The organism is Candidatus Limnocylindria bacterium, from assembly GCA_036523395.1.
Taxonomy (GTDB): Bacteria; Chloroflexota; Limnocylindria; order P2-11E; family P2-11E; genus CF-39.
In genome coordinates this window covers 15,466-39,950 of record DATDEH010000056.1, presented here as the reverse complement: position 1 = coordinate 39,950, position 24,485 = coordinate 15,466, and the positions used below count along the sequence as shown (strand labels likewise).

General features: G+C 69.1%; 26 protein-coding genes. 20 read left to right on the top strand and 6 right to left on the bottom strand.

The annotated features are described in order from the left end of the window. The first annotated feature begins 3 nt into the window (after positions 1 to 3). The 3 genes from dnaJ to VI056_07640 are packed head-to-tail and all read left to right on the top strand — an operon-like array spanning position 4 to position 2,683. Positions 4 to 1,110: a molecular chaperone DnaJ gene (gene dnaJ, locus VI056_07650; GenBank protein ID HEY6202903.1), complete on the top strand. Its 1,107-nt coding sequence runs from the start codon at positions 4 to 6 to the stop codon at positions 1,108 to 1,110. Then, positions 1,107 to 1,976, top strand: coding sequence for a 50S ribosomal protein L11 methyltransferase (gene prmA / locus VI056_07645; protein ID HEY6202902.1), 870 nt, complete (start codon positions 1,107 to 1,109; stop codon positions 1,974 to 1,976). Before dnaJ ends, prmA begins: the two co-directional genes overlap by 4 nt. Next, the gene (locus VI056_07640; protein HEY6202901.1) at positions 1,976 to 2,683 is read left to right on the top strand and encodes an RsmE family RNA methyltransferase; all 708 of its coding nucleotides are present in this window, start codon (positions 1,976 to 1,978) and stop codon (positions 2,681 to 2,683) included. The genes prmA and VI056_07640 overlap by 1 nt, the downstream gene beginning before the upstream one ends. Before the next feature lie 383 nt (positions 2,684 to 3,066). Here VI056_07640 and VI056_07635 read toward each other — a convergent pair whose 3' ends face one another. Next, positions 3,067 to 3,732 (bottom strand): glycerol-3-phosphate acyltransferase, encoded by a 666-nt coding sequence (locus VI056_07635; GenBank protein HEY6202900.1) that lies wholly within the window; start codon positions 3,730 to 3,732, stop codon positions 3,067 to 3,069. Between the two features lie 20 nt (positions 3,733 to 3,752). Between VI056_07635 and VI056_07630 the strand changes: the two genes are divergently transcribed. The 7 genes from VI056_07630 (at position 3,753) to VI056_07600 (ending at position 10,209) form a co-directional block, all read left to right on the top strand. Then, complete coding sequence (locus VI056_07630; GenBank protein HEY6202899.1) at positions 3,753 to 4,088, top strand: histidine triad nucleotide-binding protein; 336 nt, start codon at positions 3,753 to 3,755, stop codon at positions 4,086 to 4,088. 133 nt (positions 4,089 to 4,221) lie between these two features. Continuing rightward, positions 4,222 to 4,389: a 30S ribosomal protein S21 gene (rpsU, locus tag VI056_07625; protein HEY6202898.1), complete on the top strand. Its 168-nt coding sequence runs from the start codon at positions 4,222 to 4,224 to the stop codon at positions 4,387 to 4,389. 64 nt (positions 4,390 to 4,453) lie between these two features. Beyond that, positions 4,454 to 4,948 carry a GatB/YqeY domain-containing protein gene (locus VI056_07620; protein ID HEY6202897.1) on the top strand — a complete coding sequence of 165 codons (495 nt, stop codon included), beginning with the start codon at positions 4,454 to 4,456 and terminating at the stop codon, positions 4,946 to 4,948. Beyond that, on the top strand, positions 4,945 to 5,904 hold the full coding sequence (locus tag VI056_07615; protein HEY6202896.1) for a PhoH family protein: 960 nt from the start codon (positions 4,945 to 4,947) through the stop codon (positions 5,902 to 5,904). The genes VI056_07620 and VI056_07615 overlap by 4 nt, the downstream gene beginning before the upstream one ends. Then, positions 5,901 to 8,018, top strand: a complete 2,118-nt coding sequence (locus VI056_07610) for an HDIG domain-containing metalloprotein (protein HEY6202895.1) — start codon at positions 5,901 to 5,903, stop codon at positions 8,016 to 8,018. The genes VI056_07615 and VI056_07610 overlap by 4 nt, the downstream gene beginning before the upstream one ends. Then, complete coding sequence (gene ybeY / locus VI056_07605; protein ID HEY6202894.1) at positions 7,916 to 8,527, top strand: rRNA maturation RNase YbeY; 612 nt, start codon at positions 7,916 to 7,918, stop codon at positions 8,525 to 8,527. Before VI056_07610 ends, ybeY begins: the two co-directional genes overlap by 103 nt. Then, a complete protein-coding gene (locus VI056_07600; protein ID HEY6202893.1) occupies positions 8,524 to 10,209 on the top strand; it encodes a serine hydrolase in 1,686 nt (561 codons plus the stop codon). Before ybeY ends, VI056_07600 begins: the two co-directional genes overlap by 4 nt. A 10-nt stretch (positions 10,210 to 10,219) precedes the next feature. Here VI056_07600 and VI056_07595 read toward each other — a convergent pair whose 3' ends face one another. Beyond that, on the bottom strand, positions 10,220 to 11,380 hold the full coding sequence (locus tag VI056_07595) for a glycosyltransferase 87 family protein (GenBank protein ID HEY6202892.1): 1,161 nt from the start codon (positions 11,378 to 11,380) through the stop codon (positions 10,220 to 10,222). A 74-nt stretch (positions 11,381 to 11,454) separates the two neighbouring features. Here VI056_07595 and VI056_07590 point away from each other — a divergent pair, with 74 nt between their 5' ends. Beyond that, positions 11,455 to 12,255 (top strand): class I SAM-dependent methyltransferase, encoded by an 801-nt coding sequence (locus VI056_07590; protein HEY6202891.1) that lies wholly within the window; start codon positions 11,455 to 11,457, stop codon positions 12,253 to 12,255. Here the strand turns inward: VI056_07590 and VI056_07585 are convergent. The 3 genes from VI056_07585 to VI056_07575 all read right to left on the bottom strand — a co-directional run bounded on the left by VI056_07585 (position 12,191) and on the right by VI056_07575 (position 14,809). Beyond that, a complete protein-coding gene (locus VI056_07585; protein HEY6202890.1) occupies positions 12,191 to 12,991 on the bottom strand; it encodes a glycosyltransferase in 801 nt (266 codons plus the stop codon). The two genes, VI056_07590 and VI056_07585, sit on opposite strands and share 65 nt — an antisense overlap. A gap of 70 nt (positions 12,992 to 13,061) precedes the next feature. Then, a complete protein-coding gene (locus tag VI056_07580; protein HEY6202889.1) occupies positions 13,062 to 13,880 on the bottom strand; it encodes an ABC transporter permease subunit in 819 nt (272 codons plus the stop codon). Then, on the bottom strand, positions 13,880 to 14,809 hold the full coding sequence (locus VI056_07575) for an ABC transporter ATP-binding protein (protein HEY6202888.1): 930 nt from the start codon (positions 14,807 to 14,809) through the stop codon (positions 13,880 to 13,882). Before VI056_07575 ends, VI056_07580 begins: the two co-directional genes overlap by 1 nt. Positions 14,810 to 14,849: 40 nt before the next feature. On the opposite strand from VI056_07575, the gene VI056_07570 reads away from it, so the two are divergent. The 5 genes from VI056_07570 to VI056_07550 are packed head-to-tail and all read left to right on the top strand — an operon-like array spanning position 14,850 to position 20,390. After that, positions 14,850 to 16,490, top strand: a complete 1,641-nt coding sequence (locus VI056_07570) for a GAF domain-containing protein (GenBank protein ID HEY6202887.1) — start codon at positions 14,850 to 14,852, stop codon at positions 16,488 to 16,490. Further along, positions 16,487 to 17,155 carry a response regulator transcription factor gene (locus VI056_07565; protein ID HEY6202886.1) on the top strand — a complete coding sequence of 223 codons (669 nt, stop codon included), beginning with the start codon at positions 16,487 to 16,489 and terminating at the stop codon, positions 17,153 to 17,155. Before VI056_07570 ends, VI056_07565 begins: the two co-directional genes overlap by 4 nt. A 25-nt stretch (positions 17,156 to 17,180) precedes the next feature. Beyond that, positions 17,181 to 17,732 carry a hypothetical protein gene (locus VI056_07560; GenBank protein ID HEY6202885.1) on the top strand — a complete coding sequence of 184 codons (552 nt, stop codon included), beginning with the start codon at positions 17,181 to 17,183 and terminating at the stop codon, positions 17,730 to 17,732. After that, positions 17,729 to 18,664, top strand: a complete 936-nt coding sequence (locus tag VI056_07555; protein HEY6202884.1) for a saccharopine dehydrogenase NADP-binding domain-containing protein — start codon at positions 17,729 to 17,731, stop codon at positions 18,662 to 18,664. The genes VI056_07560 and VI056_07555 overlap by 4 nt, the downstream gene beginning before the upstream one ends. 10 nt (positions 18,665 to 18,674) lie before the next feature. Next, positions 18,675 to 20,390: an ATP-binding protein gene (locus tag VI056_07550; GenBank protein HEY6202883.1), complete on the top strand. Its 1,716-nt coding sequence runs from the start codon at positions 18,675 to 18,677 to the stop codon at positions 20,388 to 20,390. Positions 20,391 to 20,399: 9 nt separating this feature from the next. Here VI056_07550 and VI056_07545 read toward each other — a convergent pair whose 3' ends face one another. Beyond that, positions 20,400 to 20,594, bottom strand: a complete 195-nt coding sequence (locus VI056_07545; protein ID HEY6202882.1) for a hypothetical protein — start codon at positions 20,592 to 20,594, stop codon at positions 20,400 to 20,402. 90 nt (positions 20,595 to 20,684) lie between these two features. On the opposite strand from VI056_07545, the gene VI056_07540 reads away from it, so the two are divergent. The 4 genes from VI056_07540 to pstA all read left to right on the top strand — a co-directional run bounded on the left by VI056_07540 (position 20,685) and on the right by pstA (position 24,483). After that, positions 20,685 to 21,377, top strand: coding sequence for a response regulator transcription factor (locus VI056_07540; GenBank protein HEY6202881.1), 693 nt, complete (start codon positions 20,685 to 20,687; stop codon positions 21,375 to 21,377). A gap of 130 nt (positions 21,378 to 21,507) precedes the next feature. After that, complete coding sequence (gene pstS, locus VI056_07535; GenBank protein HEY6202880.1) at positions 21,508 to 22,653, top strand: phosphate ABC transporter substrate-binding protein PstS; 1,146 nt, start codon at positions 21,508 to 21,510, stop codon at positions 22,651 to 22,653. A gap of 5 nt (positions 22,654 to 22,658) precedes the next feature. Continuing rightward, positions 22,659 to 23,597, top strand: a complete 939-nt coding sequence (gene pstC / locus VI056_07530; GenBank protein HEY6202879.1) for a phosphate ABC transporter permease subunit PstC — start codon at positions 22,659 to 22,661, stop codon at positions 23,595 to 23,597. 1 nt (position 23,598) lies between these two features. Then, a complete protein-coding gene (gene pstA, locus VI056_07525; GenBank protein HEY6202878.1) occupies positions 23,599 to 24,483 on the top strand; it encodes a phosphate ABC transporter permease PstA in 885 nt (294 codons plus the stop codon). Positions 24,484 to 24,485: the final 2 nt, after the last annotated feature.

Genomic DNA, 24,485 nt, shown 5'->3' with positions numbered 1-24,485 from the left:
GTGATGGCTGGGACGCGCATCGACTACTACGAGCTCCTCGGCGTGCCGCGCACCGCGACGACGGATGAGATCCGCAGCGCGTACCGGAAGCTCGCGCGCCAGCACCACCCTGACACGAGCCAGACGTCCGACGGCGGCGAGCGCTTCAAGGCGATCACCGAGGCGTACGAGGTGCTCTCCGACGCTGAGCGGCGCCAGCGTTACGACATGTTCGGGAACGGCCAGGGTCTGGGCGACTTCGGCATCGGCGATCTCTTCGAGACGTTCTTCGGCAGCGACTTCCGCCGGCGCGAGCCGCGCGGACCGATGCGCGGCGCCGATCTGCGCATGGAGATCGAGATAGAGCTCATCGACGCCGTGAAGGGCGGCGCGCGCACGATCCGCGTCCCGCGCCTCGAGACCTGCGAGCGCTGCGAGGGCAGCGGCGCTGAGCCCGGCTCGAAGATCTCGACCTGCGCCACCTGCAACGGGCGTGGCGAGGTCCGGCAGGTGCAGCAATCGGTCTTCGGTCGCTTCGTGAACGTGTCGACCTGCCCGCGCTGCGGCGGCTCGGGCAAGACGGTCGACGCGCTCTGCACGCGCTGCCGCGGTGAGGGTCGCGAGCGCCGTGACCACGAGCTTCCCCTCGACATCCCCGCGGGGATCGACGACGGGCAGCAGCTGCGCGTCGCCGGCGAAGGCGAGGCCGGCCTGCGCGGCGGACCCTCAGGAGATCTCTACGTGCTCATCCGGCTTCGCGAGCACGCGTTCTTCCGTCGCGAGGGCGACGACCTCGTGCACGTGCTCCGGATCTCACCGGCGCAGGCCGCGCTCGGGGCAGACCTCGAGGTCCCGACGATCGAAGGCGCGACCGCGGCCGTGAAGGTGCCGAGCGGCGCTCAACACGGGCAGATGGTCCGTCTGCGCGCGAAGGGCGTGCCGCATCTCGGCTCATCGGGCCGTGGCGACCAGCTCGTGTACCTCGATGTCGCGATCCCGCGCACGCTGACGAAAGAGCAGAAGGCGCTCTACCGCCAGCTGCATGAGATCGAGGGCGCGCCCGAGCAGCACGACGAGGGCGACGCACGCAACGTCTTCGACCGCATCAAGGACGCCATCGGCGGCGAATGACGCCGCCGATCCGCTGGCTCGAGATCGCCGTTCCCGCGCACGCCGAAGCCGTCGAAGCGGTGAGCGAGATCCTGTCGCGCGTCGGGTACAACGGCATCGCGGTCGAAGTCCCGCTCGAGCGGGGACGCGGCGCCGACCACACGGTGAAGGCGTACCTCATCGAGGACGCCGACGTTTTCGCGAAGGTGTCGGACGTGCGTGACGCGCTCGGCCACCTTCAGGCGTTCGGCCTCGGCCCGATCGGCGAGCTCACCGCGCGGCTCGTCGACGACAATGACTGGCTCGAGAGCTGGAAGGCGGAGTTCGTGCCGATCCGCATCGGTGCCTTCGTCGTCCGGCCGACGTGGTCCGAGGCCTCTGGTGACGCGGTCGAGCTCGTCCTCGATCCCGGAATGGCGTTCGGCACTGGTCTGCATCCGACGACGCAGCAGTGCCTCGAAGCGCTTTCCACGTTGGCACTCGAGGGCAAGAGCGTTCTCGATGTCGGTACCGGCTCGGGGATCCTCGCGATCGCCGCGGCGAAGCGCGGCGCGTCTCCCGTCGTCGCCGTCGATACGGACACGCTCGCGGTGGACGCGGCGCGTGAGAACGCGGTCGGCAACGGCATCGCGATCCCGGTCGGGGTCGGAAGCGCCGCAGACGTGCCTGGTCGTTTCGAGGTCGTCATCGCGAACATCGTCGCGCCGGTGCTTCAGCGCATCGCGCCGCACCTCGCGGCGCGACTCACGAGTGGCGGCACGCTCCTTCTCGCCGGCATCAGCGCGCCGTCGGAGGCCGCGACGCGCGAGGCGTTCTCGCACGTGCGCCTCGAAGTCCTCGATCGCAACGAGCGCGACGACTGGGTCGCGCTCGCGCTGCGTCGCTAGTGCACCGCTTCTTTGTCGGTGCCGAGACGCTGCGCGCGGACCGCGTGACGCTCACCGGCGCGCAGGCGCGGCAGATCGCGACTGTCCTGCGCCTGCGCGCTGGCGACGAGGTCGCGCTCGTGGCCGACGGCGCCGAGGCCGTCGTCACTCTGGAGACCGTGCGGCCGACGTCCGTGACCGCGGTCGTTCGCGAACGCGGCTTCACGCCAGGGGAGCCGACCGTCGCGCTCACGCTCGCGCTACCGGTGCTGCGGGGCGATCACGACGAGGAGGTCGTGGAGGCCGTGACGCAACTCGGTGTTTCGCGGATCGTTCCGTTCACCAGCGCCCGTTCCGTGGTACGTAGCCTTAGCGAGGCGAAACGCTCTCGCTGGGAGCGCATCGCGCGCGAAGCGGCCGAGACGGCGCGGCGCGGGCGCATCCCACAGGTCGATGCGGCTCTCTCATGGACACAGCTGTTCGGTGCTCTTCCGGCGCCCGTCCTCGTCGCGTGGGAGAGCGAGCGGCGCGCGCGTCTGCGCGACGCAGTGCCACAGAGTGCGCGTGAGCTATCGCTCGTGATCGGACCCGAGGGGGGGATCGCCGACGACGAGATCGCGCTCGCGCGGCAGCACGGCGCCATCACGGTGTCTCTGGGCGGTCGGAATCTCCGGAGCGAGACGGCAGCGATCGCGGCGGTCGCGGTCGCGATGGATCGCTTCAGCTAAGCGGCGCGACCTCCGCCGCCGCCATCATCGTCGTCGCCCTCGTGCGATCGTTTCGCATCGAGCCACATCACGAACGAAGCCTCGGACAGCTTGCGCGCCGGACCCTCGGTCGGCTCGCGCCGCTGCCCGTCGTTCCGCCGAGCGGGGCTCCGCGGGAAGAGCACTAGGCTGCCCAACCGTCCACCTCGCTCCACTTCGATGGCAGCGCCCGTATTTGAGTGCGACGCTGGGCGTTTCCACGCCACGCCGCGTAGCAGCCGAAGCAGCCGCCTGACAGGAACGCCGCCAGCGACACCCGCGGGTAGAAACCATCCAACGGCGGCACACCGTGCGGCAGAGCACGCCGGATGCCGCGCGTCGCCGAAGGGCTCGCGCGGAGTGCTCTAGATCGCCACCACTCCACGCTCCTGGAGCTCGCTACGGTCGTACAGCGCCCGGTTGGCGAGGACGCGCGCGGCCGGCGCGCCGGTGTCGAGGTCCCTTCGGAGACCGGCGGTGATCCGGCGCAACAGGATGAGGCCGAGGACGATGAGGCCCGCGACGACCGTCGGCGTGGTGCCCTCCTGCTCCCAGATGACGGCCGGAAAGATCGCGAACGACAGGATGCTCGCGAGAGGGAGCAACCGAGTCGGCCGCGGGTGGACCACTCGGACGCTGAGCAAGCCGAAGTAGAGCGGCACACCCATGATCAGCGCGGCGATGGGATCGGCTGCGAGGGCGAAACCCCATCCGGTCGCGTTCGCTCGGCCGCCATCGAACTGGTGGAACACCGGCCACATCTGACCGACGAGCGCGGCGACGCCGCACGCGAGCTGCACCTCGACGGGGAACTCGAGTGCGCGGGAGATGAGCACGGCGAGGAAACCCTTCGCGCCGTCGAGCGTCCCGCCGAGGATGCCCTGCGCAAGGCCGACGGTCTTCGCCAGATTCCCACCGCCGAGCTTGCGCTCTCCGACCGCCCGCAGGTCGACGCCCTTCGCGCGTGCGATCCAATACGGAAAGGAGATGGAAGACAGGAGGTAGGTGACGATGACGGCGGCTAGGTGCACGTCGGTATTCTCTTGGCTGCGTGGACGACTGCCTGTTCTGCCGCATCGTGGCTGGGAAGATCCCGGCGACCATCGTCTACGAGGACGACGACGTCATGGCCATCAATGACGTCTTTCCGCGCGCCCCGTTCCACGTTCTTGTCGTCCCCAGGAAGCATGTGGAGAAGCTCTCCGGGCTCGAGGACGAGGTCCTTGGCGGCCAATTGCTCCAGGCAGTCCGGCGCGTCGCTCGGCTGGGAGGGGTCGCCGAGAACTTCCGCCTGGTCGTCAACAACGGCGATCACGCCGGCCAGACGGTCCCGCACCTCCACCTCCACGTCCTTGGGGGTCGCGAGTTCGCCTGGCCGCCTGGTTAAAAGCGCGTATTTGTATCGTGCCTGCGACGCCCCTGCACGGGTATCATGGTGCCCGTCGGCCTCTGTGGGGGGCCGGCATTCTGTCTCTGGCGACCAGTCTGATAAGACCGAAGGGCGGGTGATCCAAGGACCGTTGTCTGAAGTGATCGTTGGCGATGGCGAGTCGTTCGAGGCCGCCCTTCGCCGATTCAACAAGAAGATCCAGCAAGCCGGGATCCTCGCCGAAGCCCGCCGCCGTGAGTTCTACGAGCGCCCCGCCGCCCGTCGCAAGCGCAAGGAAGCCAAGCGGCGCAAGCGCTAGTTCGGGGAGCCCCGCCGTCGCGTCCCCTCTGAAACAGAGGCTCGAGAGCGATCTTCGGGCCGCCATGAAGTCGGGCGACACGTCCCGCCGTGACACGCTGCGCTTCGTGCTGGCCGCCATCCAGCGCGAGGGCGTCGACCGTCTCCAGGCAACGATCGAGCGCCTCTCCGCTGAGGGCAAGGACGAGGCGTCGCGGCTGGCGTACGTCGCCGAGCACCGCCCAGCCGACCTCGACGACGTCGCGGTGCTCGACGTCCTTCAGAAGCAGGCGAAGATGCGCCGCGACTCGATCGACGCGTTCCGCAAGGGCGACCGGCCGCAGCTCGCCGCAAAGGAAGAGCAGGAGCTCGCGATCATCCAGGGCTACCTGCCCACGCAGATGTCGGATGCCGACCTGCGCGCGATCGTCGAGCGCGTCGTCGCCGAGACGGGTGCCGCCGGTCCGCGCGACATGGGAAAGGTCATGCCGAAGGTGCTTGCGGAGACGAAGGACCGCGCCGACGGCAAGAAGGTCGCGGGTCTCGTCGGCGCGATGCTGAAAGAGAAGGCTGCTTCGTGAGTGCCCCCGCGCAGATCACCATCCTGATCCCCGACCCCGCCGAGATGATGTTCGTCACCGGGAACAACGACGCGAATATCGACCGCATCGAGCGCGAGTTCGGCGTGAAGATCGTGTCGCGCGGTGCGGAGCTGCGCATCATGGGCGACCCGGGGAACGTCGCGCGTGTCGGCGAGCTCGTGAGCGCGATGCGGACGATCTCCGATCGCGACGAGAATCTGCGCAAGCCCGCGCTGGAGCGGCTCATCGGCGACGCGAAGGACGCGCCTATCAGCACGCCCGAGCTGATGCGCGACGTGGTCGCGACGACGGTGCGCGGCAAGCGCATCACACCGCAGTCGCCGAACCAGCGGAGTTACGTGGAGGCGATCCGCAGTCACGATCTCGTCTTCGCGACAGGTCCGGCCGGCACGGGAAAGTCATATTTGGCCGTTGCGCTCGGCGTCGCGGCGCTGCGCGATCGGAAGGTCGCGCGGCTCATCCTCACGCGGCCAGCGGTGGAGGCGGGAGAACGGCTCGGATTCCTTCCGGGTGATCTCACGGAGAAGATCGATCCGTATCTCCGCCCGCTGTACGACGCGCTCTACGAGCTGATGCCACCCGAGCGATTCACGCGCGCGATGGAGCGCGGCGAGATCGAGGTCGCGCCGCTGGCCTTCATGCGCGGAAGAAGCCTGAACGAAGCGTTCATCATCTTGGATGAGGCACAGAACGCGACGCCCGCACAGATGAAGATGTTCCTCACGCGTCTCGGGTACGGCGCGCAGGCGGTCGTGAACGGCGACGTCACTCAGGTGGATTTGGAAAAGGACCAGCGTTCCGGACTGGTCGTAGCACGCGAGATCCTCAAGGACGTCGAAGGCATCGCCTTTGTTGACTTCAACGAGCGTGACGTCGTTCGCCACGAGCTCGTCGCGCGGATCGTCCGGGCGTACGATCGGTACGAGAAGAAGTGATCCGACTCCCTTCAGGACGGCGGATCGAGCAGCTGCCCGTCGCGCTGCGCAACACACTCGGCGCGACGACGGCGCGCATGTACGTGTTCGTGATCGCCACCGGGCTGCTGACGGCGATCGCGCTGCTCCTGTCGCCACCGGCGACAGTGGGCTACGACGTCGGCACGCTGGCGGACCGGACCGTCAAAGCGCCGCGCTCCGTCGCGTTCGTCTCGGAAGCGCTCACCGCCGCTGAACGCGAACGGGCCGCCGCGGCGGTGGCGAAGGTCTACACGCGCAACCCGGCCGTGGTCGCGAGCTCGCGCGACCGGCTCGCACAGGCGGTCGCGGCCATCGGGCGCGTGCGGTCCGACACAGCGCAGACGCGGGAGCAGCGCATCACCTCGCTCACACGTCTCGCTGAGGTCGCGATCAGTCCCGCGGTCGCACCGCTGATCGTCGACATGAACGGCGCCGAGTGGGACGCGGTGTCGAAGGAAGTCGACAACGCGCTGCGCACCCTTTATCAGCCGGGGATCCGGCCCGAGCAGCTTGAGACGGCGCGTGACGCATCCGCGACCTCACTGCCGCCGGCGTGGACCGATCGTCAAAAGACAGCTGGCACCGCGCTGGTGCGCCAGTTCGTCGACGCGGACGTCGCACTCGATCCGATCCAGACGGCCAGCGCGCAGCAGGCAGCGCGCAGCGGCGTACAACCGGTGCAGGTGCAGGTCGTCGCGGGCGAGGTCGTCGTACGCGAGGGCAGCGTCGTTGGTGATCTCGATCTCGAGAAGCTGCGCGTCCTCGGTCTCGTCAACACCGGCATCGACTGGCCGGGCGCGGTCGGCCTCACGATCTGGGCGGTCCTCATCGCCGCGGTCCTCGCGCTGTTCATCGAGCGCTATGCGACGGAGGCGTGGAACGACACCAACAGGATGATCGTCGTCGCGCTCTCCTTGCTCGCGGTCACGATCGCCGCGCGCGTGCTCATCCCGAGCCACACGCTCCTCGTGTACTTCATCCCGTTCGCGGCGGTGGCGATGATCATCACCGTGCTCGTCGGCGGGCGCACGGCGCTCGCGACGCAGATCGCCGGCGCGCTCCATGTCGGGATCCTGTCGGGGCAAGTCGAGCTCGTCGCCTATGTCTTGGTGCCCGCGCTGCTCGGCATGGCCGCTGTGCGCCGCGCCACGACCGCGCGCGAGTTCGCGGCGGGCGCGGGCTCGGTGGCGGTCGGCAACCTCGGCGTGGTCGTCGCGTTCACGCTGGTCGGACAGTCGACCGATCCTGTCGGTGCGGCGCAGCTCGCGGCCGCGGCGCTCGTGAGCGGTGCGGCCTCTGGGCTGCTCGCGTTCGCGGGCACCGCGATCTTCGGGCACCTCTTCCGGATCACGACGGTGTTCGAGCTACGCGAGCTGGCGGACCCGAACCACCCGCTCCTGCGACAGCTCCTGCTCCGGACGCCCGGCACCTATCACCACTCGCTTCTGGTCGCGAACCTCGCCGAGCGAGCGGCTGAAGTCATCGGGGCTGACCCGCTCGTCGCGCGCGTCGGCGCGTATTACCACGACATCGGCAAGATGCGGAACCCCACAGGGTTCATCGAGAACCAGACCGGCACCAATCCGCATGACGAGCTCGACCCGATGGTGTCGGCCGGGATCGTCGCGGCGCACGTCCGCGATGGACTGTCGCTCGCGGACCGGTATCACCTGCCGCCGATGATCCGCGAGATGATCCCAGCGCATCACGGCACCAGCGTCGTGAAGTACTTCTATCAGCTCGCGCAGCAGCGCGGGCAGAACCCTGACGAGTCGGCGTTCCATTACCCCGGGCCGCGCCCGCGCACGAAGGAAGCCGGCATCGTGATGCTCGCGGACGGCACCGAGGCTTCAGTGCGCTCGCTCGCGGAGAAGAAACCGGAGACGATCCGCGCCATGGTCGAGCGGATCGTCGACGATCGTCTCGCGGAAGGCCAGCTCGACGAGTGCGACCTGACCCTGCGCGACATCACGCGGATCAAAGACGCCTTCTGCGAGCTGCTCCTGGGCGTGTACCACGAGCGGATCCCGTACCCGGAAGACCGGATCGCGCGCATCCCTCCGGCGTCCGGCCAGGCGGCGTCCGACCGCTGAAGATCGCGGTCCGAGGCGAAGCGCCTTGTGACCTCGGGCCGGCGCGCCGCGCGGTCCGCGCCGCGCTCCGCCCCTACGGAGTGACGCAGGATGCGGAGCTGGCGCTCGCGTTCGTCGACGATGCGGCGATGCGCGGCCTCAACCTGCGATATCGGCGAAAAGACCGTACGACCGACGTGCTCTCGTTCGGGCAGTCACTGCCGCGTGGCGCGAAAGGGACGGCCGCGGCGACGTCGCTCCGGCGCGAGGCGGACGGCACGCTCGAGCTCGGCGACGTGGTCATCAGCGGCGCCCAGGCCGCACGGCAGGCGAAGCGGCGGCGCTGGCCCCTGGCGACGGAGGTCGCTTTCCTGGCCGCTCACGGGGCACTCCATCTGCTGGGATACGAAGACGACACCGGCGCCGGGTATAGAGAGATGCTGCAACTCGGCCGCGACGCGCTGAAAGGTGAACGAACAGTTAAACCGGTGAAACACCGCGCTCGCCTGCGCGTTACTTCACAGCGATGAGAGGGAGCGCCCTCGTCCTGGCCGCCGTGCTCGCCCTCGCGGGCCTGGTGCCCGGCGCGCCCGCCGCCGCGGGCACCGGCGAGCTCGTGCAGCACCTCGATCAGCTCGTCAGCACGTTTCCGGGTGGCGCGGGCCTGTGGATCGCCGACCCGAACCTGAGCACGCCGCTCTACTCCCACGATGCGGACGAGCCGATCATCACGGCGTCGCTCTACAAGCTCGCGGTGCTGGCCGAGGCCGAGCGGCGCGTCGATGCCGGGCAGCTCCATTACAACGACATCATCAAGATCGAGGACGAGGACATCACGGAGGATGGATCGTTCGAGGTCGCGGGCACCGAGCTCACCTTGGATGAGGCGCTCGAAGCGATGATCACGATCTCCGACAACGGTGCCGCCATCGCGCTATGGCACGTGCTCGGTCCCGAGAACATCAACGCGACGCTGTCGCACGCCGGCATCAAGGATTTCCACGTATTCCTCAACTGGGATGAAGACAACGTCGCGACGCCGCGCGCTGTCGGCATGCTGCTGACGCTGCTCGCGAAGCGTCAGCTCATTTCGGCCGCGGCGTCCGATCGGATGCTGGCGCGCCTCGAGCGACAGCAGATCAACGATCGGCTGCCGGCCGCGCTTCCCGCGGGTGTGGTGGTGGCGCACAAGACCGGTAACCTCCCCGGCCTCACGCACGATGCGGGCATCATCTTCGCGCCGTCAGGGCCGCGCGTCGTCGTCGCGATGACATGGGATGCCTTCGACGCGGACGCGCACGCCTTCATCGCGAATGTCGGCTCCCTCGTGTACAGCGCGCTGCTCGAGCCGCCGGCCAACGCGCGCTACGAGGTTCCGCGCACCATCACGAGCGTGGACGCCGGATCATCCTCGCGGTTCACCGTGCCGATCACGAACGCCGGCAGCGCGACGTGGAGCGCCAGCGGTCCGGATGCGGTCCGCTTGATCTGGGAGATGCGCGACAGCAAGGACGTCCTCGTCGCGACATCGCCGACACCGATCGCCCTTCCCGCGCTCGCGCCGGGCCGCAGCGCGAACGTCGGTGTCGTGCTCGCGATCCCGCAGGTGCCGGGCGACTACAAGGTGACGCTCGGTCTCGTCGACGCGAACGGCAAAGGTCTCGCGAAGCTTGGTGCGACGACGGCGTCGTTCCAGGTGCGCGCGCACCAGGCGTACATCGTGAGTGCCACGACGGTAGTGCCCACGATCCTGCACCGCGGCGAAGCCTCGCTGCTCGTGACGAAGTACACCGCGCTGCCCACCGCGGGCACGGCGCCGCACGCGCTGGTCCTCTCGTGGCGGCTCGTCGACACGAAGACAAGCCGGTCGGTCGCGACAGGGGCGATCCCTCTCGGCACGCTTCAGTCCGGCGCCACCGGCACCTTCTTCGCGCCCTTCCTCGCTCCGGCGGTGCTTGGCTCCTACCGTCTCGCGTACGACGTGCGTGAAAAGAACGTTGCCGCGAGCGAGACGTTCACGGCGAACGTGACGATCGTCGGTGCGCGTACGTTCCCGGACGACGAGGGTGGCCGCACCCCACCGGTCATCACGCCGATAGCGACGCCGTCGCCATCGCCGCGAATGCGCTTCCCATCGCCAACGGGCGGTGTGATCCCGAACCCGCAGCTGCCGACGCTGCCCCTCCCGCGCGGTCGCACGTCGACGCCATAGACGCCGACCCTCAGGCCGGCGTGATCTCGGCGCGTTGCCGCCACAGCACTGCGATGCAGCCGACCGCGACCGTGAGCGGCACGAAGATGTTGAAACTCTCGTTCTGTCTCGCATCGGCTACGACGTAGAGCAGGACGGGCACGATGAGGAATGCCCCGAAGCCGACCGCAGCGAAGGTCACGCCGGCACGCCGTGAACGCCTGCCCACGACGGCGGTGGCGATCACGAGAGGCACGATGAGAAGCAGGTGGTCGTACGACCACGAGTAGATAGGCGCCGTCGCGGAGATCGCGAGCCAGACAGCGAGGAACGCGTCGCCGCGTGGTGTGAAGGCCAGGCCCGCGCCGACCAGCGCGAGCACCAGACCGGCTGCGATCACCGCACCAAGGGGCCCGATCAGATCGCCCAGCCCGTTCGCGAGCGTCGTCGGCGGCTGGACCGCCAAACGCTGTTCGAACAGCTTCGTCCGCCACGCTTCGAGCCATCCCGGGAAGGCAAGCCAGCCGATCGCGATCGCGATGGCAGGGGGGACCGTCGCCAGAGCAAGGTAGCGCGGGCCCCAGCGCGCGTTGGCGGCGCGCGCGAGCGCAGGGAAGGCGAACACAACGAGTTGTGGCTTCGTCGTGAGCAGGAACGCGGCGACCAGCGGCCCGCGGCGCCGCTCGCGGACCGCCACGACGGCCATCACGAGCACCGCCAGCAGCACGAACGTCCACTGACCGCTCCACATATTCGCGCTGCCGGGCTGCGACGCGAACAGCGCCAGGCCCGAGAGGAAGTGCACCAGCGGCGGAGCCGGATCGAGACCGCGGAGCAGCAGGCGCAGCGCGAGCGCGGCGAGCGCCATCCCTCCGAACGTCCAGATGCCGGACGCTATGGGCACCGGGAGAAGCGCGAACGGAAGGGCCGCCAGCGCGATCCACGGCGGGTATCCGAAGACCGTCTCACGCGGCGTCGTGGTGCCATAGCGCGCGGCCGTCCCGAGCCACGCCGAAGGCTCGTAGGGATTGCCTCCATCGACGACCGTGCGCGCTCCCGCCCACGTGTACGTGAAGTCGTTGTGCCCGACAACGCGGTCGCGGACGTCGAAGAAGCCGAAGACGAAGAGGAGTACAAGACCGAGCGCGAGCCCGCTCGCGAATGCCAGATCGGCGACGCGGTGCCGGGTCACCCTATCCTCGAGCGATCGGACCAGCTCTCGTCTCCCATCCATGCCCACTCTGCGGCGGCGGTACGGACCGCGTCATGTACGAACATCGCGGACGGATCGTCGCGTGTCAGGTATGCGGGCTCGCGCGGCGCGACCCGATCCCAGCTCCGGGCGACCTCCGCGCCATCTACAGCGCGGAGGACTACTTCCAGCTCTCCAGTGCCACTGGCATCGGCTACCGCGACTACTTCGCCGATGCGACGGTGTACCGGCCGTACTTCCGGCGCAAGGTCGCGATCCTTCGGCGCTACGCGACCCCGCCTGGCGCGCTGCTCGAGCTGGGTGCCGGCGCGGGATTCGCGCTCGAGGCGGCCCGTGATGCGGGCTGGGACGTGCACGGCCTCGAGCTCTCCAGCGGTGCTGTGGCATGGGCGCGCCAGCGCTTCGGCGTAGACGTGGCGGTCGGTGGCTTCGACGACCTCCGCGATCACGAGTGCTGGGATGTGATCGCGGCGTTCCAGACGATCGAGCATCTGGTCGATGTTCGCTCAGCGCTCCGTCAGGTGCGCGAGGCGCTGCGGCCGCGCGGTCTGGTGTTCCTGACGAGCCCCGACCACGGCAGCCTGAGCCGAAAGGCGACGCGCGGGCTCTGGCCCAGCTATCGCCCCGAGCACCTCGTGTATCTCGACCAGCGCTCCCTCCGGCGACTCCTCGAGGAAGAGGGGTTCCACATCGAGCTCATCGGCGCCGATGATCCGCTCCTCGTGCCGCTGCATCGGCTGTTCGAGCGCGCCGCGCACTACTACCTTCGGCGGCGCGTCGAACCCCCCGTCATACCTTGGTGCCGGGTACCCGTATGGCTTGGGGATATGCAAGTGATCGCTCGTAAGACCTGACCGGTCCCCTCACGCGTACCGCGAACACGAGGCGGTGCCGCAGCTTCAGACGGAGGAGTGCGAGCGCGACGCCTATCGAGCCCGACAGCCCGAAGCGCAGTCGGCTGTCCGGATCGTGCCGCCATAGGGCTGGCCGTTGGCTGATGCGGATGCGACGCTGCGCGGCCATGACGAGGATCTCGGTGTCGAAGAGCACGCCCGTCTCTCGCGACCTCGCGAAGAGCTCGCGACCCAGCGCGCCGCGATACGCCTTCAGTCCGCACTGAGCGTCGGGGACGCCACGGATGAGGAGCAGCTGCGCGAGGAGCGCGTAGAGCTTGCCCATCGCTTCGCGTGGTCGGGTCTGCCTTCGCTCCAGGCGCGTTCCGGGCAGAGCGCGCGAGAGGATCGCGATCTCCGCATCGTCGAGGTCATTGAGGAGAAGTTCGAGCTGTTCGATCGGAGCGGACAGGTCCGCGTCGGCGAACGCGACGACATCACCATGGCTGGCGACGATCCCAGCCCGCACCGCCGCGCCCTTGCCCATGTTCCTCGGAAGCTGCAGCAGCTCGAGCCTGGGCCAGCGGACCGACCATTCGCGCACGAGACCGGCCGTGCCGTCGGTGCTCCCATCGTCCACGACGATCACCTCAGCGTCCCGGTGCCCGGCACGGGCGAGGTGCGCCGACAGGACCTCGAGCGATCGCGAGAGCCGTTCGCGCTCGTTGTAGGCGGGAATGACGATCGAGAGCTGCATGTGGCCGAATCATAGGAACGCGGTCCTCGATGAGCGGCCGCAGGGCGGTATCAGGCGACTTTGGGGCTCGCTACCGCCACCTTGCGAGGATGTTCTCGCGCTGGAACGCGAGACGCGCGAAGAAGAAGACGGCGAGGTCGACGACGATGAGGAAGGCCGTGAACTGCAGGAACGACTGGTTGTCGAGGACGACGCGGCCGGTGACCTCCGCGATACCGAGCCCGACGACGGGCACGACCACGAGACCGCCGATCTGCTGCGCGACGCGCACGTCGTTCACGCGCGTCGAGATGAGGATTCCCAGGGTGACCGACAGCAGGGTCAGCAGCGGCACCATCACGATGATCGCGAGCACCCATCGCGGCGCGGTCACTGCGCGCACCGCGGCCTGGCTCCCGATCGCCGACACCGACAGCAGGTAGATCGAGTACGCCAGCCACGTCACGATCACCGAGGGGATGGTCGATGCGAGGCACTTCGCGAGCAGGAGCTCTCCGACGCCGACCGGCGTCGCGAGCAGCGGCTCAAGCGTGCGCGCCGCCTTCTCGCCGATGACGGAGAAGATCGCCATCGTCAACGGCACCACGGTCGGGATCAGCATGAACAGGATCAGGAAGTACGTCGCGATGAAGCCCTGGATGGCCTCCTTCGGATCGAGACCAACGACCGCGGGCGCCGCGGCGTACATCGCCTGCACGTCGCGGTCACTTGGCGGATTCGCCGCGGCCGCAGCCACCGCTCCGATGCCCGCGGCGAGGATGACGATCGGTGGGAGCAGCGTCATCGCGACGAGCAGCCGGTTGCCCAGCGCTTCGCGCCACTCGCGCAGGCAGACCGCGCGCACCAGCGCGCCACGCTCGGGCGTCCGCGCCAGTGCCAGCGTCGCCACTACTTCTGTCCTTCCACGATGCTCAGGTAGACCTCTTCGAGGTGCACCTTGCGCTCGATGACGTACGCGATCTGAGCGCCGCCGTCGACGAGTGCGCGCACGAGGAGTGGGTTCGTCCGTAGCGGGTCCGCCGCCGACACGATGATCGATCCGTTCTCCAGGCGCGCTTCTCTCACTCCGTTCACGGCCCGCACGCGCACGAGGTCTTCCGCGCGCGGCGTCGGCATGAGCCGGATCTCCGTCGCGCGCCCGTACAGCTCGGCTCGAAGATGATCCGGTGTGTCGATGCGGATGACCGACTGCCGGAAGAACGCGATGCGGTCACAGAGGCGATCGGCTTCGTCGAGGTTGTGCGTGCAGAGGAAGACGGTGCGTCCCTCGCCGCGCACCGCGACGATGAACTCGCGCACGGTCTTCGCCGCGTCGGGATCGAGACCGGTGGTCGGCTCGTCGAGGAAGAGCACGCGCGGCTCGTGCAGTGCCGCGCGCGCGATCGCCATCTTCTGCTTCATGCCGCGCGAGAACGTCGCGACCGCTTCGAGGCGCCGGTCCCACAGGCCCATGAGCCGCAGGAAGTGCTCGGCCTGACGCGCCGCCGTCGTGCGATCGAGCCCGTACAGCGTCGCGAAGAACACGAGGTTGTCCCAAGCGGACTGGCGCTCGTACAGGCCCGGCTGCTCGGTGAGGATCCCGACCGCCGCGCGGATCTGGGGATCCTGGCGCCCCAACTTGTAACCGGCGACCTCCGCCGTCCCCGATGTCGGACCGATGAGCGCGCAGAGCAGGCGCAGCGTCGTCGTCTTTCCCGCGCCGTTCGGTCCAAGAAAGCCGAACACCTCGCCCTCGCGGACCTCGAGGTCGAGCCCGTCGACCGCGACGAGCGTGCCGAAGCGCTTGGTGAGCTTCTCTGTCCGGATCACGGTCTGCACGTCGCGAGTCTATTGGCGCATCGTCCCTATCCTTTGAGTTGTGACTCCCACCGATGCCGAACGGAAACTGCGTGAGCTTTCCTTCCTCCATGAGGTCGCGCAGCTCGCGTCCTCCGCACGCGACTGGGACGAGATGCTTCGCATCGTGATCGACCGCACCACCGACGCGATGCGGGCCGAGGTGTCGAGTCTGTATCTCCTCGAGAAGCGTGATGGCCTGGTGCGTCTCGTCGCCACGAACGGGCTCAACCCGCGAGCCGTCGGCCGCGCGACGCTCCGCGTGGGGGAGGGCATCACGGGCTGGGTGGCGAACGCGCGCGTCCCCCTCGCCGTGCGCGACGTGCGGAACGAGCCGCGCTGGAAGAACGTCCCGTCCGTCGACGTCGACCGATTCACCTCGATGCTGTCGGTGCCACTCGTGTCGCGCGACGAGGTCATCGGCGTGATGAACGTCCAGACCCGCGAGCCGCGCGACTTCGACCGCACCGAGATCGACTTCCTCCAGACGATCGCGAACCAGGTCGCGGGCATCATCGAGAAGGGGCGGCTGCAGCGCGAGTCCGAGCGCAAGCTGCGCGAGGTCTCGGCGCTCTTCGAGGTCTCGAACGTCCTGACCTCGACCCTCGATCTCGACGAGGTGCTCGCGCTCATCGTCGATCGCCTGGTCCGGGTCTATCCCGGATCGGTCGGCGCCATCCTGCTCCGCGACGGGGACGTCGTGCGCGAGCGCGCGCGCTCGGGTGAGATCGGGAAGGCCCTGCTGCAGACGGCGCGCCGATCGATGGACGAGGCGCGGCCGATCGTCGAGGGCGAGCATGTCGCGCTGCCGCTCCTGGCGGGCGACCGGCTCCTCGGCGCAGTCGCGCTGCGCGTTCCCAGCGGGACCGAGCTCGCGGATGAAGAGGTCGCGTTCGTCGGCGCCCTGGCCAACCAGGCCGCACTCGCCATCGACAAGGCGGCGCTCTACGCGCTCGAGCGACAGAACACGGAGACCCTGCGCGAGCTCGAGCGAGCACGCACCGAATTCGTCGCCGTCGTCACACACGACCTGCGAACGCCGCTCTCTGTCATCCGCGGCTACCTCGATCTGCTCGCGGAGAAGAACGGCAACCGCAAGATCCCGATCGACGAGGCGGTGCAACAGGTCGTTCGGCTCGACCAGCTCGTCGATCGCATCCTCGCGGGAGTGCGCGTCGAGAATCCCGACTTCACGCTGCGCCGCACCCGCTTCGACCTGCGCGTGACGGCCATCGCTGCGTTGAAGGAGGTCGCGCCGCTGGCCCGTCGGCACAAGCTCGTCGCTCCGCGCGAGGGGACGGCGATATGGGTGCGCGGCGACCGGCGCCGCACCGCGGAAGTGCTCGCGGGTCTCGTGCACAACGCGACGAAGTACGCGCCCGAGGACACGCGCATCGCCGTCAAGGTCGAGCGACGGCGCGACCGCGGTGTCGTGCGCGTGACGGACGAGGGACCGGGGGTCGCCGCGCAGGATCGCGCGCGGATCTTCGAGCCGTACGTCCGCGCCGCGGCGCACGCCGGACTGCCCGGCTCCGGCATCGGCCTCTTCGCGTCGCGGCGCGTCGTCGAGGCGCAGGGCGGCGACATCTGGTACGAGGAGAACGCGGGCGGTGGCAGCGTCTTCGCGTTCAGCGTGCCGCTCATGAAAGAGGTGCGCGCGTGACGAGCGTGCTGGTCGTCGACGACGAGCGCGCGATGGTGGGCATGGTCGCGGCGCTCCTCGGCGAGGACGGCTACGAGGTCGTGACCGCCTACGACGGGGAGGCCGCGCTCAAGCGCCACGCGGAAGAGTCGCCGGACCTCGTGATCCTCGATCGCGGCCTGCCGAAGATGTCGGGCGACGACGTCTGCCGGCGCATCCGTGCCATCTCGTCAACGCCGATCCTCATGCTCACCGGCGAGAAGGGGAGCGACGAGCGCGCGCGGCTGCTCGACCTCGGCGCCGACGACTATCTCGAGAAGCCATTCTCGAGAAAAGAGCTCTCGGCCCGCGTGCGAGCGCTCCTCCGTCGCGCCGCGCCCACTGCGCGCGCGAGCCCCGCGGCATCGATCGGGAAGCTCACGGTCGATGCGCGCGCGCATCAGGCCACGGTCGCGGGCCAATCACTGGATCTCACACCCACCGAGTTCCGCCTGCTCGCTGCGCTCGCGGGCCATCCCGGCGAGGTCGTGGATCGTCGCGCCCTGCTACGGGCGGGCTGGCCTGACGAGCGCGATCCCGATCCCGAGTGGCTCAAGGCGCACCTCGCTCGGCTTCGCTCGAAGCTCGACCTAGCGGGAGCCCCATCACTTTCCAACGTGCGCGGCGTCGGCTATCGCCTCGGTTAGGCGGGCGGAGATCGCCCCGCCCATCGTGTGCGCGGCGCTCAACTTCGCCGCCGCGTTCGCCTTGCTGTTCGTGCTCGCGCCGGCGACGCCGCTCGTTGCCGATCCGGTGGAGCGCCTGGATTACGTGGGTACGCATCTCCTCGAGTGGCGGCTAGGTTGGATGACGTGGATCGCGGCGGCGCTGTCGCTGCTGTGGTTCTACTGGTGGTGGCGCGACCGCATCAACGGCTCGTACGTCCCGCTCATCTTCGGCGGCCTCGGGCTCGTCGCCGACGTCACGGCCGAGCTGATCCTCATCGTCGGCGGCATCGAGACGTACCTCAGTGCCTCGCCTTTCGCGTTCACGCTCACCGGCGGGGTCGCGAACGGGCTCTACACGGTCTGTGGCATCGGGCTGACGCTCGCGACCCCGCTGCGTGGATGGGAGCGCGCGTGGGCGGGGGGCATGTGGGCCGCCGGCATCCTCCTCAGCGTCGGCGCGCTCGCGAACATCCCGGCCATCACCGCCGGCGCGACCGCGGTTCTCTTCGCGCTCTTCTGTCCGTGGTGCGTTTACCTCGCGGCGAGGCTCCGGTGAGACGCGTCGTGGTGATCGGCGCCGGCTTCTTCGGCCGCGTGATCGCGCGCCGTCTCGCGGACGTCGGGGTCATGCCGATGGTCGCCTCTCGCACGAGTGGTGAGCTGCGCCTCGATGTCGAGGACGGCGCCTCGATGCGAGCCGCGCTGCGCCAGGGCGATGTGATCGTCGACACGGCCGGGCCGTTCCAGCAGCGCTCGACCGCGCTCGTCGAAGCCGCGATCGGGCTCGGCTGCGACGTCGTCGATCTGTCCGATTCGCTCGGCTACGCGCGCGCCGTGCTCGCGCTGCACGAGCGCGCGGTCGCGAATGGCGTGCGGGTCTTCACCTCCTGCAGCGCGATCGCGACGGTGGCCGCGTCGGCCATCCGCGCCAGCGGGCGTGTCGCACCCGAGACATGCGACCTCTTTCTCGCGCCGGCGTCCGCCGACACGGGCAATCCGGCGACGATCCGGGCGTTCCTCGCGTCGGTCGACTGGTCGCGGTCGCGCGAGTTTCCCGCCGATCGCCGGCGCGGCTACCGGGTCGAGAGCGCGGCCGCGGTGGTGCTGCCTCGCTCGTGGCCCAGCCTGCGCTGGGTCGACTTCTGGGTCGACCCGAACGCACCGTTCGCGGCGAAAGGGGTCGCGCTCGCGTCGCGCCTCGGGCTGACCGGCGCGTTCTCCGCGGTCGCGCCCGTCTCGGCGCGTCTCCTCGGCCGCCGCGACGGATCGTTCTCCATCGCGATCAGCGAGGCCGGGCGATACTCGCTCACGCGTCTCTCCGCGCCCCGCGGTAGCTATCTCATCGCCGCGGAGCCGGCCGTGATCGCAGCGGAGTCGCTCGCGCGCGGCATCGATGACCCGCCGGGGGTCGTGCCGGCCGACAAGCAGGTCGATCCCGACGTGCTCTTCGCGCGCCTCCGCGCTCTCGCCGTGGACGTGCGCACCTAGAGTGGTGCTCGTGCCGCGCTCGATCCGCGCACGCGTCCTGCTCGGGTCGGTCATCGCCATCCTCGTCGCCCTCGCGGTCGTCGCCGTCGCTGTCCCTGGCATCGCGACGCAACACGAGATCGACGTGCTGGGCGCGCGCCTGGCATCCGAGGCCGCGCTTGCCGGGGACCTGTCGCGCGACCTCTTCGTGCGCGCGGATGCCGACGCGCTCGACCTGCTCGCCAAGCGCATCGCATCCGATGCGAGCGTGCGCGTGACCTTCGTCGCGACCGATGGAACGGTGCTCGGCGAGTCCGACGAAGACCGTCGGACGATGGAGAACCACGGCTCACGGCCCGAGATCGTGCCTGCCCTCGCTGGTGGCGAAGGACGCGCGGTCCGTTTCTCGACGACCTTGGGACGCGATCTCCTGTACGTCGCCGTGCCGGTGCGCATCGGCGACACCATCGTCGGCGTTTCGCGGCTCGCGCTCCCGCTCGTCGCGGTCGACGCACTCGCCGCGCGTCTCTCGCTGTCGCTACTCGCGGCAGCGGTCATCGCCGCGGTCGTTGCGATCGTCGCCGCTTGGGTCATCCAGCGCGCCATCGCGCGCCCGATCGAACTGCTCACCGAACGCGCGGAAGCGCAGGACGCGGCGTTTGAGATACGCGGTCCGGTAGAGGTCGAGCGACTGGCGGCTGCGCTCCGGCGTTCCTCGGCCGCAGTGCGAGTGGAGCATGCGGCAGCGGAAGCGGAGCGCGATCGGCTCGCGACACTGATCGACCAGCTCGGTGACGCGATCTTCATCGCCGATGCGGACGGGCGCGTGCTCCTCGCCAACGCGGCGGCGCGCGCGACCGCCGGAGAGGGTGTGATCGGGCGCCAGCTCCCCGAGGTGATCCGCCACCACGAGACCCTGGGCGCGATCGCTTCGGCCCGCGAGGGCCGCGAGGCGACCGCAACGATCGAGCGCGCCGAGCCGCGCCGCTTCCTGCGCGCGTTCGCGCGGCCCCTCGAGCGCGGTCAGATCCTTGTCGTCATTCAAGACCTCACGACGCTGCGCCGCCTCGAGACAGTGCGTTCGGACTTCGTGGCGAACGTTTCGCACGAGCTGCGGCGGCCCATCACCTCACTGAAGGCGATGGCCGAAGCGCTGGAGGAAGGTGCGCTGGACGATCCCGCCGCGGCCCGCGACTTCGTCCACCGCATGCACCAGGAGATCGACGGCCTCGCTCAGCTCACGAACGAGCTGCTCGCCCTCACGCGGATCGAGTCGGGTGCCGAGACGCTCGCGCTCGCGCCTCAGTCGCCCGGCGATCTGCTCACCGAGTGCGCGCGGCGGATGGGACCGCTCGCCTCGCGCGCCGATGTCGCGCTGCTCGTCGAACCGACTGACGCCCCGCCCGTCCGCGCCGATGGCGACCGAGTTGGGCAGGTGCTGGCGAATCTCGTGCACAACGCTGTGAAGTTCACGCCCGCCGGCGGGAACGTCCGGCTCTCCGCGGCGCGCGATGACGGCCGCGTCGTCTTCAGCGTCTCCGACACCGGGGTCGGCATCGAACGCAAGGACCTCGAGCGCGTGTTCGAGCGCTTCTACAAGGCCGATCGGTCGCGGTCGGGCGGCGGCACGGGGCTGGGCCTCGCGATCGCGAAGCACATCGTGCAGGCGCACGGCGGCGACATCGAAGCCCGGAGCGATGGACCGGGCCGCGGGACCACCTTCCGCTTCACGCTGCCGCTGGCGTAGCGGGCGCGGTCAGGCGTAGAGGCAGTGTTCCGTGAACGGGCGGAACGCGACGAGTGGCCCATCCATCTCGGGAACGATGCCGGTGACAACGACGTCGCGGTCGACGCGCAGCGGCTCACCGCGGCGATCGACCCCGATCGAGTCGTTCCGGAAGATCACCACGCCGACCCGTACCCAGGGATGCACGAAGCTGAGCTTCGTCACCGTGATCACACCTAGCAGCGTCGCGCGCGATTGTCACCGTGCCGTGAACGCGCGGTGAACGTTCGAGGCGGATGGTAGGCTCGGCCGCAGGTGGCACGGATCGTTCTCGTCGACGACGACGCGAATCTGCGTCACACGCTCGGTTACGCGCTGCGCCAGGAAGGCTTCGAAGTGTTCGCGGCCGAGGACGGCGAGCGTGGCCTCGAGGCGTTCCATCAGAGCCGGCCGGACGTCGTTCTCCTCGACGTCATGCTTCCGAGTCTCGATGGGTTCGAGGTTTGCCGACGCATCCGCAAGGAGAGCGATGTGCCGATCCTCATGCTGACCGCGCGCGACACCGAGCTCGACAAGGTCGTGGGCCTCGAGCTCGGCGCCGACGATTACCTCGCGAAGCCCTTCTCAACGCGCGAGCTGGTTGCGCGGGTGCGCGCGCTGCTTCGAAGAACGCGCCAGACGGTGACCCCGGTGGGGGAACGGCTCGAGAGCGCGGGGCTCCTGCTGGACGCGGTCCGCCACCGGGTAACGCTTGAGGGTCGCGAGATCGCGCTCAAGCCGAAGGAGTTCGACCTCCTCGCGTTCTTCATGGCCCACCCGGGGCAGGTGTTCGGCCGGGAGCAGCTGCTTGCGAGCGTCTGGGGCTACGACTTTGCCGGCGACTCGCGCACCGTCGACACGCACGTGAAGACCCTCCGCGAGAAGCTCGACGACGACGCCGAGCACCCGTTGTGGATCGACACGGTCCGTGGCGTCGGCTATCGCTTCCGCGAGACGGCACCCCCTTAGGCCGATCCCGGCCCGAGACCGGGCGTTCACCGAGCGTTCACACAGCCCTCACCCTCCACACATCCCGCAACACGAGCCTGTCACCAGGTGCCGCGAGGCTGGATGCGAGATGAGTGGAGGTAGGAGAGAGATGAAAAAGCCCCTGATCGCGTCCACCCTGGCGTTCGCGACTTTGCTCACCGCCTGCGGCGGCGCGACCCCAGCCGCGACGAGCGTGCCCAGCGGTGGCGGCCCCGCGGCAGCCGACCCGTGCGGCGTGCCCGTGAAGGGCAAGTGCCCGACCGAGGCGAGCGCACTCACCGGCGCGGGCGCGACGTTCCCGGCGCCGATCTACACGAAGTGGGTCGACGAATACAACAAGCTCACCGGCATCCAGATCAACTACCAGGCCGTGGGCTCGGGCGGCGGCATCAAGTCGTTCACCGACAAGACGGTCGACTTCGGCGCCTCCGACGTGCCTCTGACCGATGCGCAGATCGACGCCATCACCGGCGGCCTCTACATGGTGCCGACGATCATGGGTGCCGTCGTCCCGACCTACAACATCCCGAACGTGACGGCGTCGCTCAAGTTCACGCCCGACGCCCTTGCCGGGATCTACCTGGGGACGATCACGAAGTGGAACGATCCGAAGATCGCGAGTGAGAACACCGGCGTAACGCTCCCCGACACGGCGATCACGACCGTTCACCGCTCGGACGGCTCCGGGACCACTGGGGTATTCACCGATTACCTCTCGAAGATCAGCGCGGACTGGAAGACCAAGGTCGGCTCCGCCACATCGGTGAACTGGCCGGGCGGTGTGGGCGGCTCGGGCAACGCCGGCGTCGCGGGTGCCGTGAAGAGCACCCCCGGCGCGATCGGTTATGTCGAGCTCATCTACGCGATCCAGAACAAGATCACCTACGGCGTCGTGAAGAATGCTGCCGGCAAGTACGTCGAGGCGAGCCTGGACTCGACGACCAAGGCTGCCGACGGCTTCACGATGCCCGACCTCGGCAACCTCAAGGGCCAGCAGGCGAAGATCTCGATCACCAACTCGAGCAATGCGGACGCCTGGCCGATCTCGACGTTCACGTTCCTCGTCGTCGGCAAGGACATCTCGGACAAGGCGAAGGCCCAGGCGATCCTCCGGTTCGCCTGGTATGGAACGCATGAAGGGCAGGGCTTCGCGAAGGAGCTCGGATACGCACCACTGCCATCTGGTGTCGTCACTTCCGCCGAAGCGGTGCTCCGTGCGGTGACCAGCGGGGGCACCGCGGTCCTGCCCAAGTAGCCCTCGTGACCCGCACCTTCGACCGAGCGTTCGCGACTGGCGTGGCGGCACTGGCGCTGCTGGTGCCGCTCACGCTCGTCGCGATCGCGGTACTCCTTCTGATCGGCGCCTGGCAGTCGCTCACGACCTTCGGGTTCTCGTACTTCACGACGACCGTCTGGGATCCGGTGCACTTCGTTTTCGGGGCCGCGGCCTATGTCTACGGGACCGTCGTCACCACCGTGGTGGCGGTGGCGATCGCCACTCCGATCGCCGTCGGTTCCGCGATCTACCTCACCGAGTTCGCGCCGCGCGCGGTGCGCGCGCCCGTCTCTTTTACCATCGAGCTCCTCGCGTACATCCCCAGCATCGTCTACGGCCTCTGGGCGATCTTCGTGATGGTCCCGGTGATGCGCTCCGTCATCGAACCGGGACTGCAGGCGACCCTCGGCCAGCTGCCGGTGATCGGCAGGCTCTTCAGCGGAACGCCCATCGGGCTCGATCTGCTGAGCGGCGGCGTGGTCCTCGCGATCATGATCCTGCCGATCCTCATGGCCGTATCCCGCGAGGTCCTGCTCGCTGTCCCGCCGACGCAGCGCGAGGCGATGATCGGCCTTGGCGCGACCAGGTGGGAAGCCGTGAGCCGGGCGGTACTGCCGTACGCGCGGCCAGGGATCATCGGCGGCGCGGTCCTCGGTGTCGCTCGAGCCTTCGGCGAGACGATGGCCGTGACCATGGTCGTCGGGAACTCGTCGCGCGACATCAGTGGTTCGCTGTTCATCCCGGGCTACACCATGGCGTCGGCGATCGCGAATCAGTTCGTGGAAGCTGACAGCGACCTGTACTTCAGCGCGATCGTCGAGATCGCGCTGGTCCTTCTGCTCGTGGGGATCGTCGTGAACGCGGTCGCGCGAGTGCTCATTCGGCGCTCGATCGCCGATCGTCCCGCGGGCGCGGTGGTCTGACATGGCCGTTGCGGTGGCCACTCCGTCATCGGCGATCCCGGCGCGTCATCGCGTCATCGCTCGGAGACGCGTTGCGGAGGGCGCCGTCATCGCGCTTCTCCTGCTCGCGACGCTCGTCGCGGTGGCGCTCCTCGTCACGATCCTCGGCTACGTCATCGTGCGTGGTCTGCCTGCGATCGACCTGGCGTTCTTCACCGAGCGGCCGAAGCCCTTCGGCGAGGTCGGCGGCGGCATCGCCCCCGCACTGATCGGGACCGTCCTCCTCGCCGCCGTCTCGGGCGCGATCGCGATCCCGGTCGGGATCGCCGCGGCGATCTTCGTCGTCGAGTACCGCTCCGGCCGCTTCGCAGCGCCGGTGCGCTTCGCGGCAGAGCTCATCGCGGGACTGCCATCGATCGTCATCGGTGTCTTCGTCTGGACGCTGCTCGTCAGGGGCCTCGTCGGCCACTACGCCGCGATCGCTGGAGCGGTCGCACTCGCGGTGATCATGGTCCCGATCGTCGCGCGCACCGTCGAGGAGGTGCTGAGGCTTGTCCCGAATTCGCTGCGCGAGGCGGCGCTCGCGCTCGGCGCCCCGCGGTGGAAGGTCATCCTGTCGATCGTCCTGCCCACCGCGCGCGCGGGATTGCTCACCGCCTCGATCCTCGCGCTCGCGCGGTCGGCCGGGGAGACCGCTCCGCTGCTGCTGACCGCTCTCGGCAACGATTTCTTCAGCACCGACCTGCTGCGGCCGATCGGTGCCCTGCCACTCGCGATCTACCGCTATGCGATCTCGCCGTACGACGACTGGCACACCAAGGCGTGGGGCGCCTCGCTCGTCCTCGTCGTCGTGATCGGTGCGGTCGGCATGGTGCTGCGGGTCGTGGCGCGGCAGCGGGTCCGCTGACG

Bases quoted from the DNA above. Each gene is read 5' to 3' on its own strand.
- dnaJ (HEY6202903.1), top strand. From the start codon at position 4: ATGGCTGGGACGCGCATCGACTACTACGAGCTCCTCGGCGTGCCGCGC.
- prmA (HEY6202902.1), top strand. From the start codon at position 1,107: ATGACGCCGCCGATCCGCTGGCTCGAGATCGCCGTTCCCGCGCACGCC.
- VI056_07620 (HEY6202897.1), top strand. From the start codon at position 4,454: ATGAAGTCGGGCGACACGTCCCGCCGTGACACGCTGCGCTTCGTGCTG.
- VI056_07600 (HEY6202893.1), top strand. From the start codon at position 8,524: ATGAGAGGGAGCGCCCTCGTCCTGGCCGCCGTGCTCGCCCTCGCGGGC.
- VI056_07590 (HEY6202891.1), top strand. From the start codon at position 11,455: ATGTACGAACATCGCGGACGGATCGTCGCGTGTCAGGTATGCGGGCTC.
- VI056_07585 (HEY6202890.1), bottom strand. From the start codon at position 12,991: ATGCAGCTCTCGATCGTCATTCCCGCCTACAACGAGCGCGAACGGCTC.
- pstS (HEY6202880.1), top strand. From the start codon at position 21,508: ATGAAAAAGCCCCTGATCGCGTCCACCCTGGCGTTCGCGACTTTGCTC.
- pstA (HEY6202878.1), top strand. From the start codon at position 23,599: ATGGCCGTTGCGGTGGCCACTCCGTCATCGGCGATCCCGGCGCGTCAT.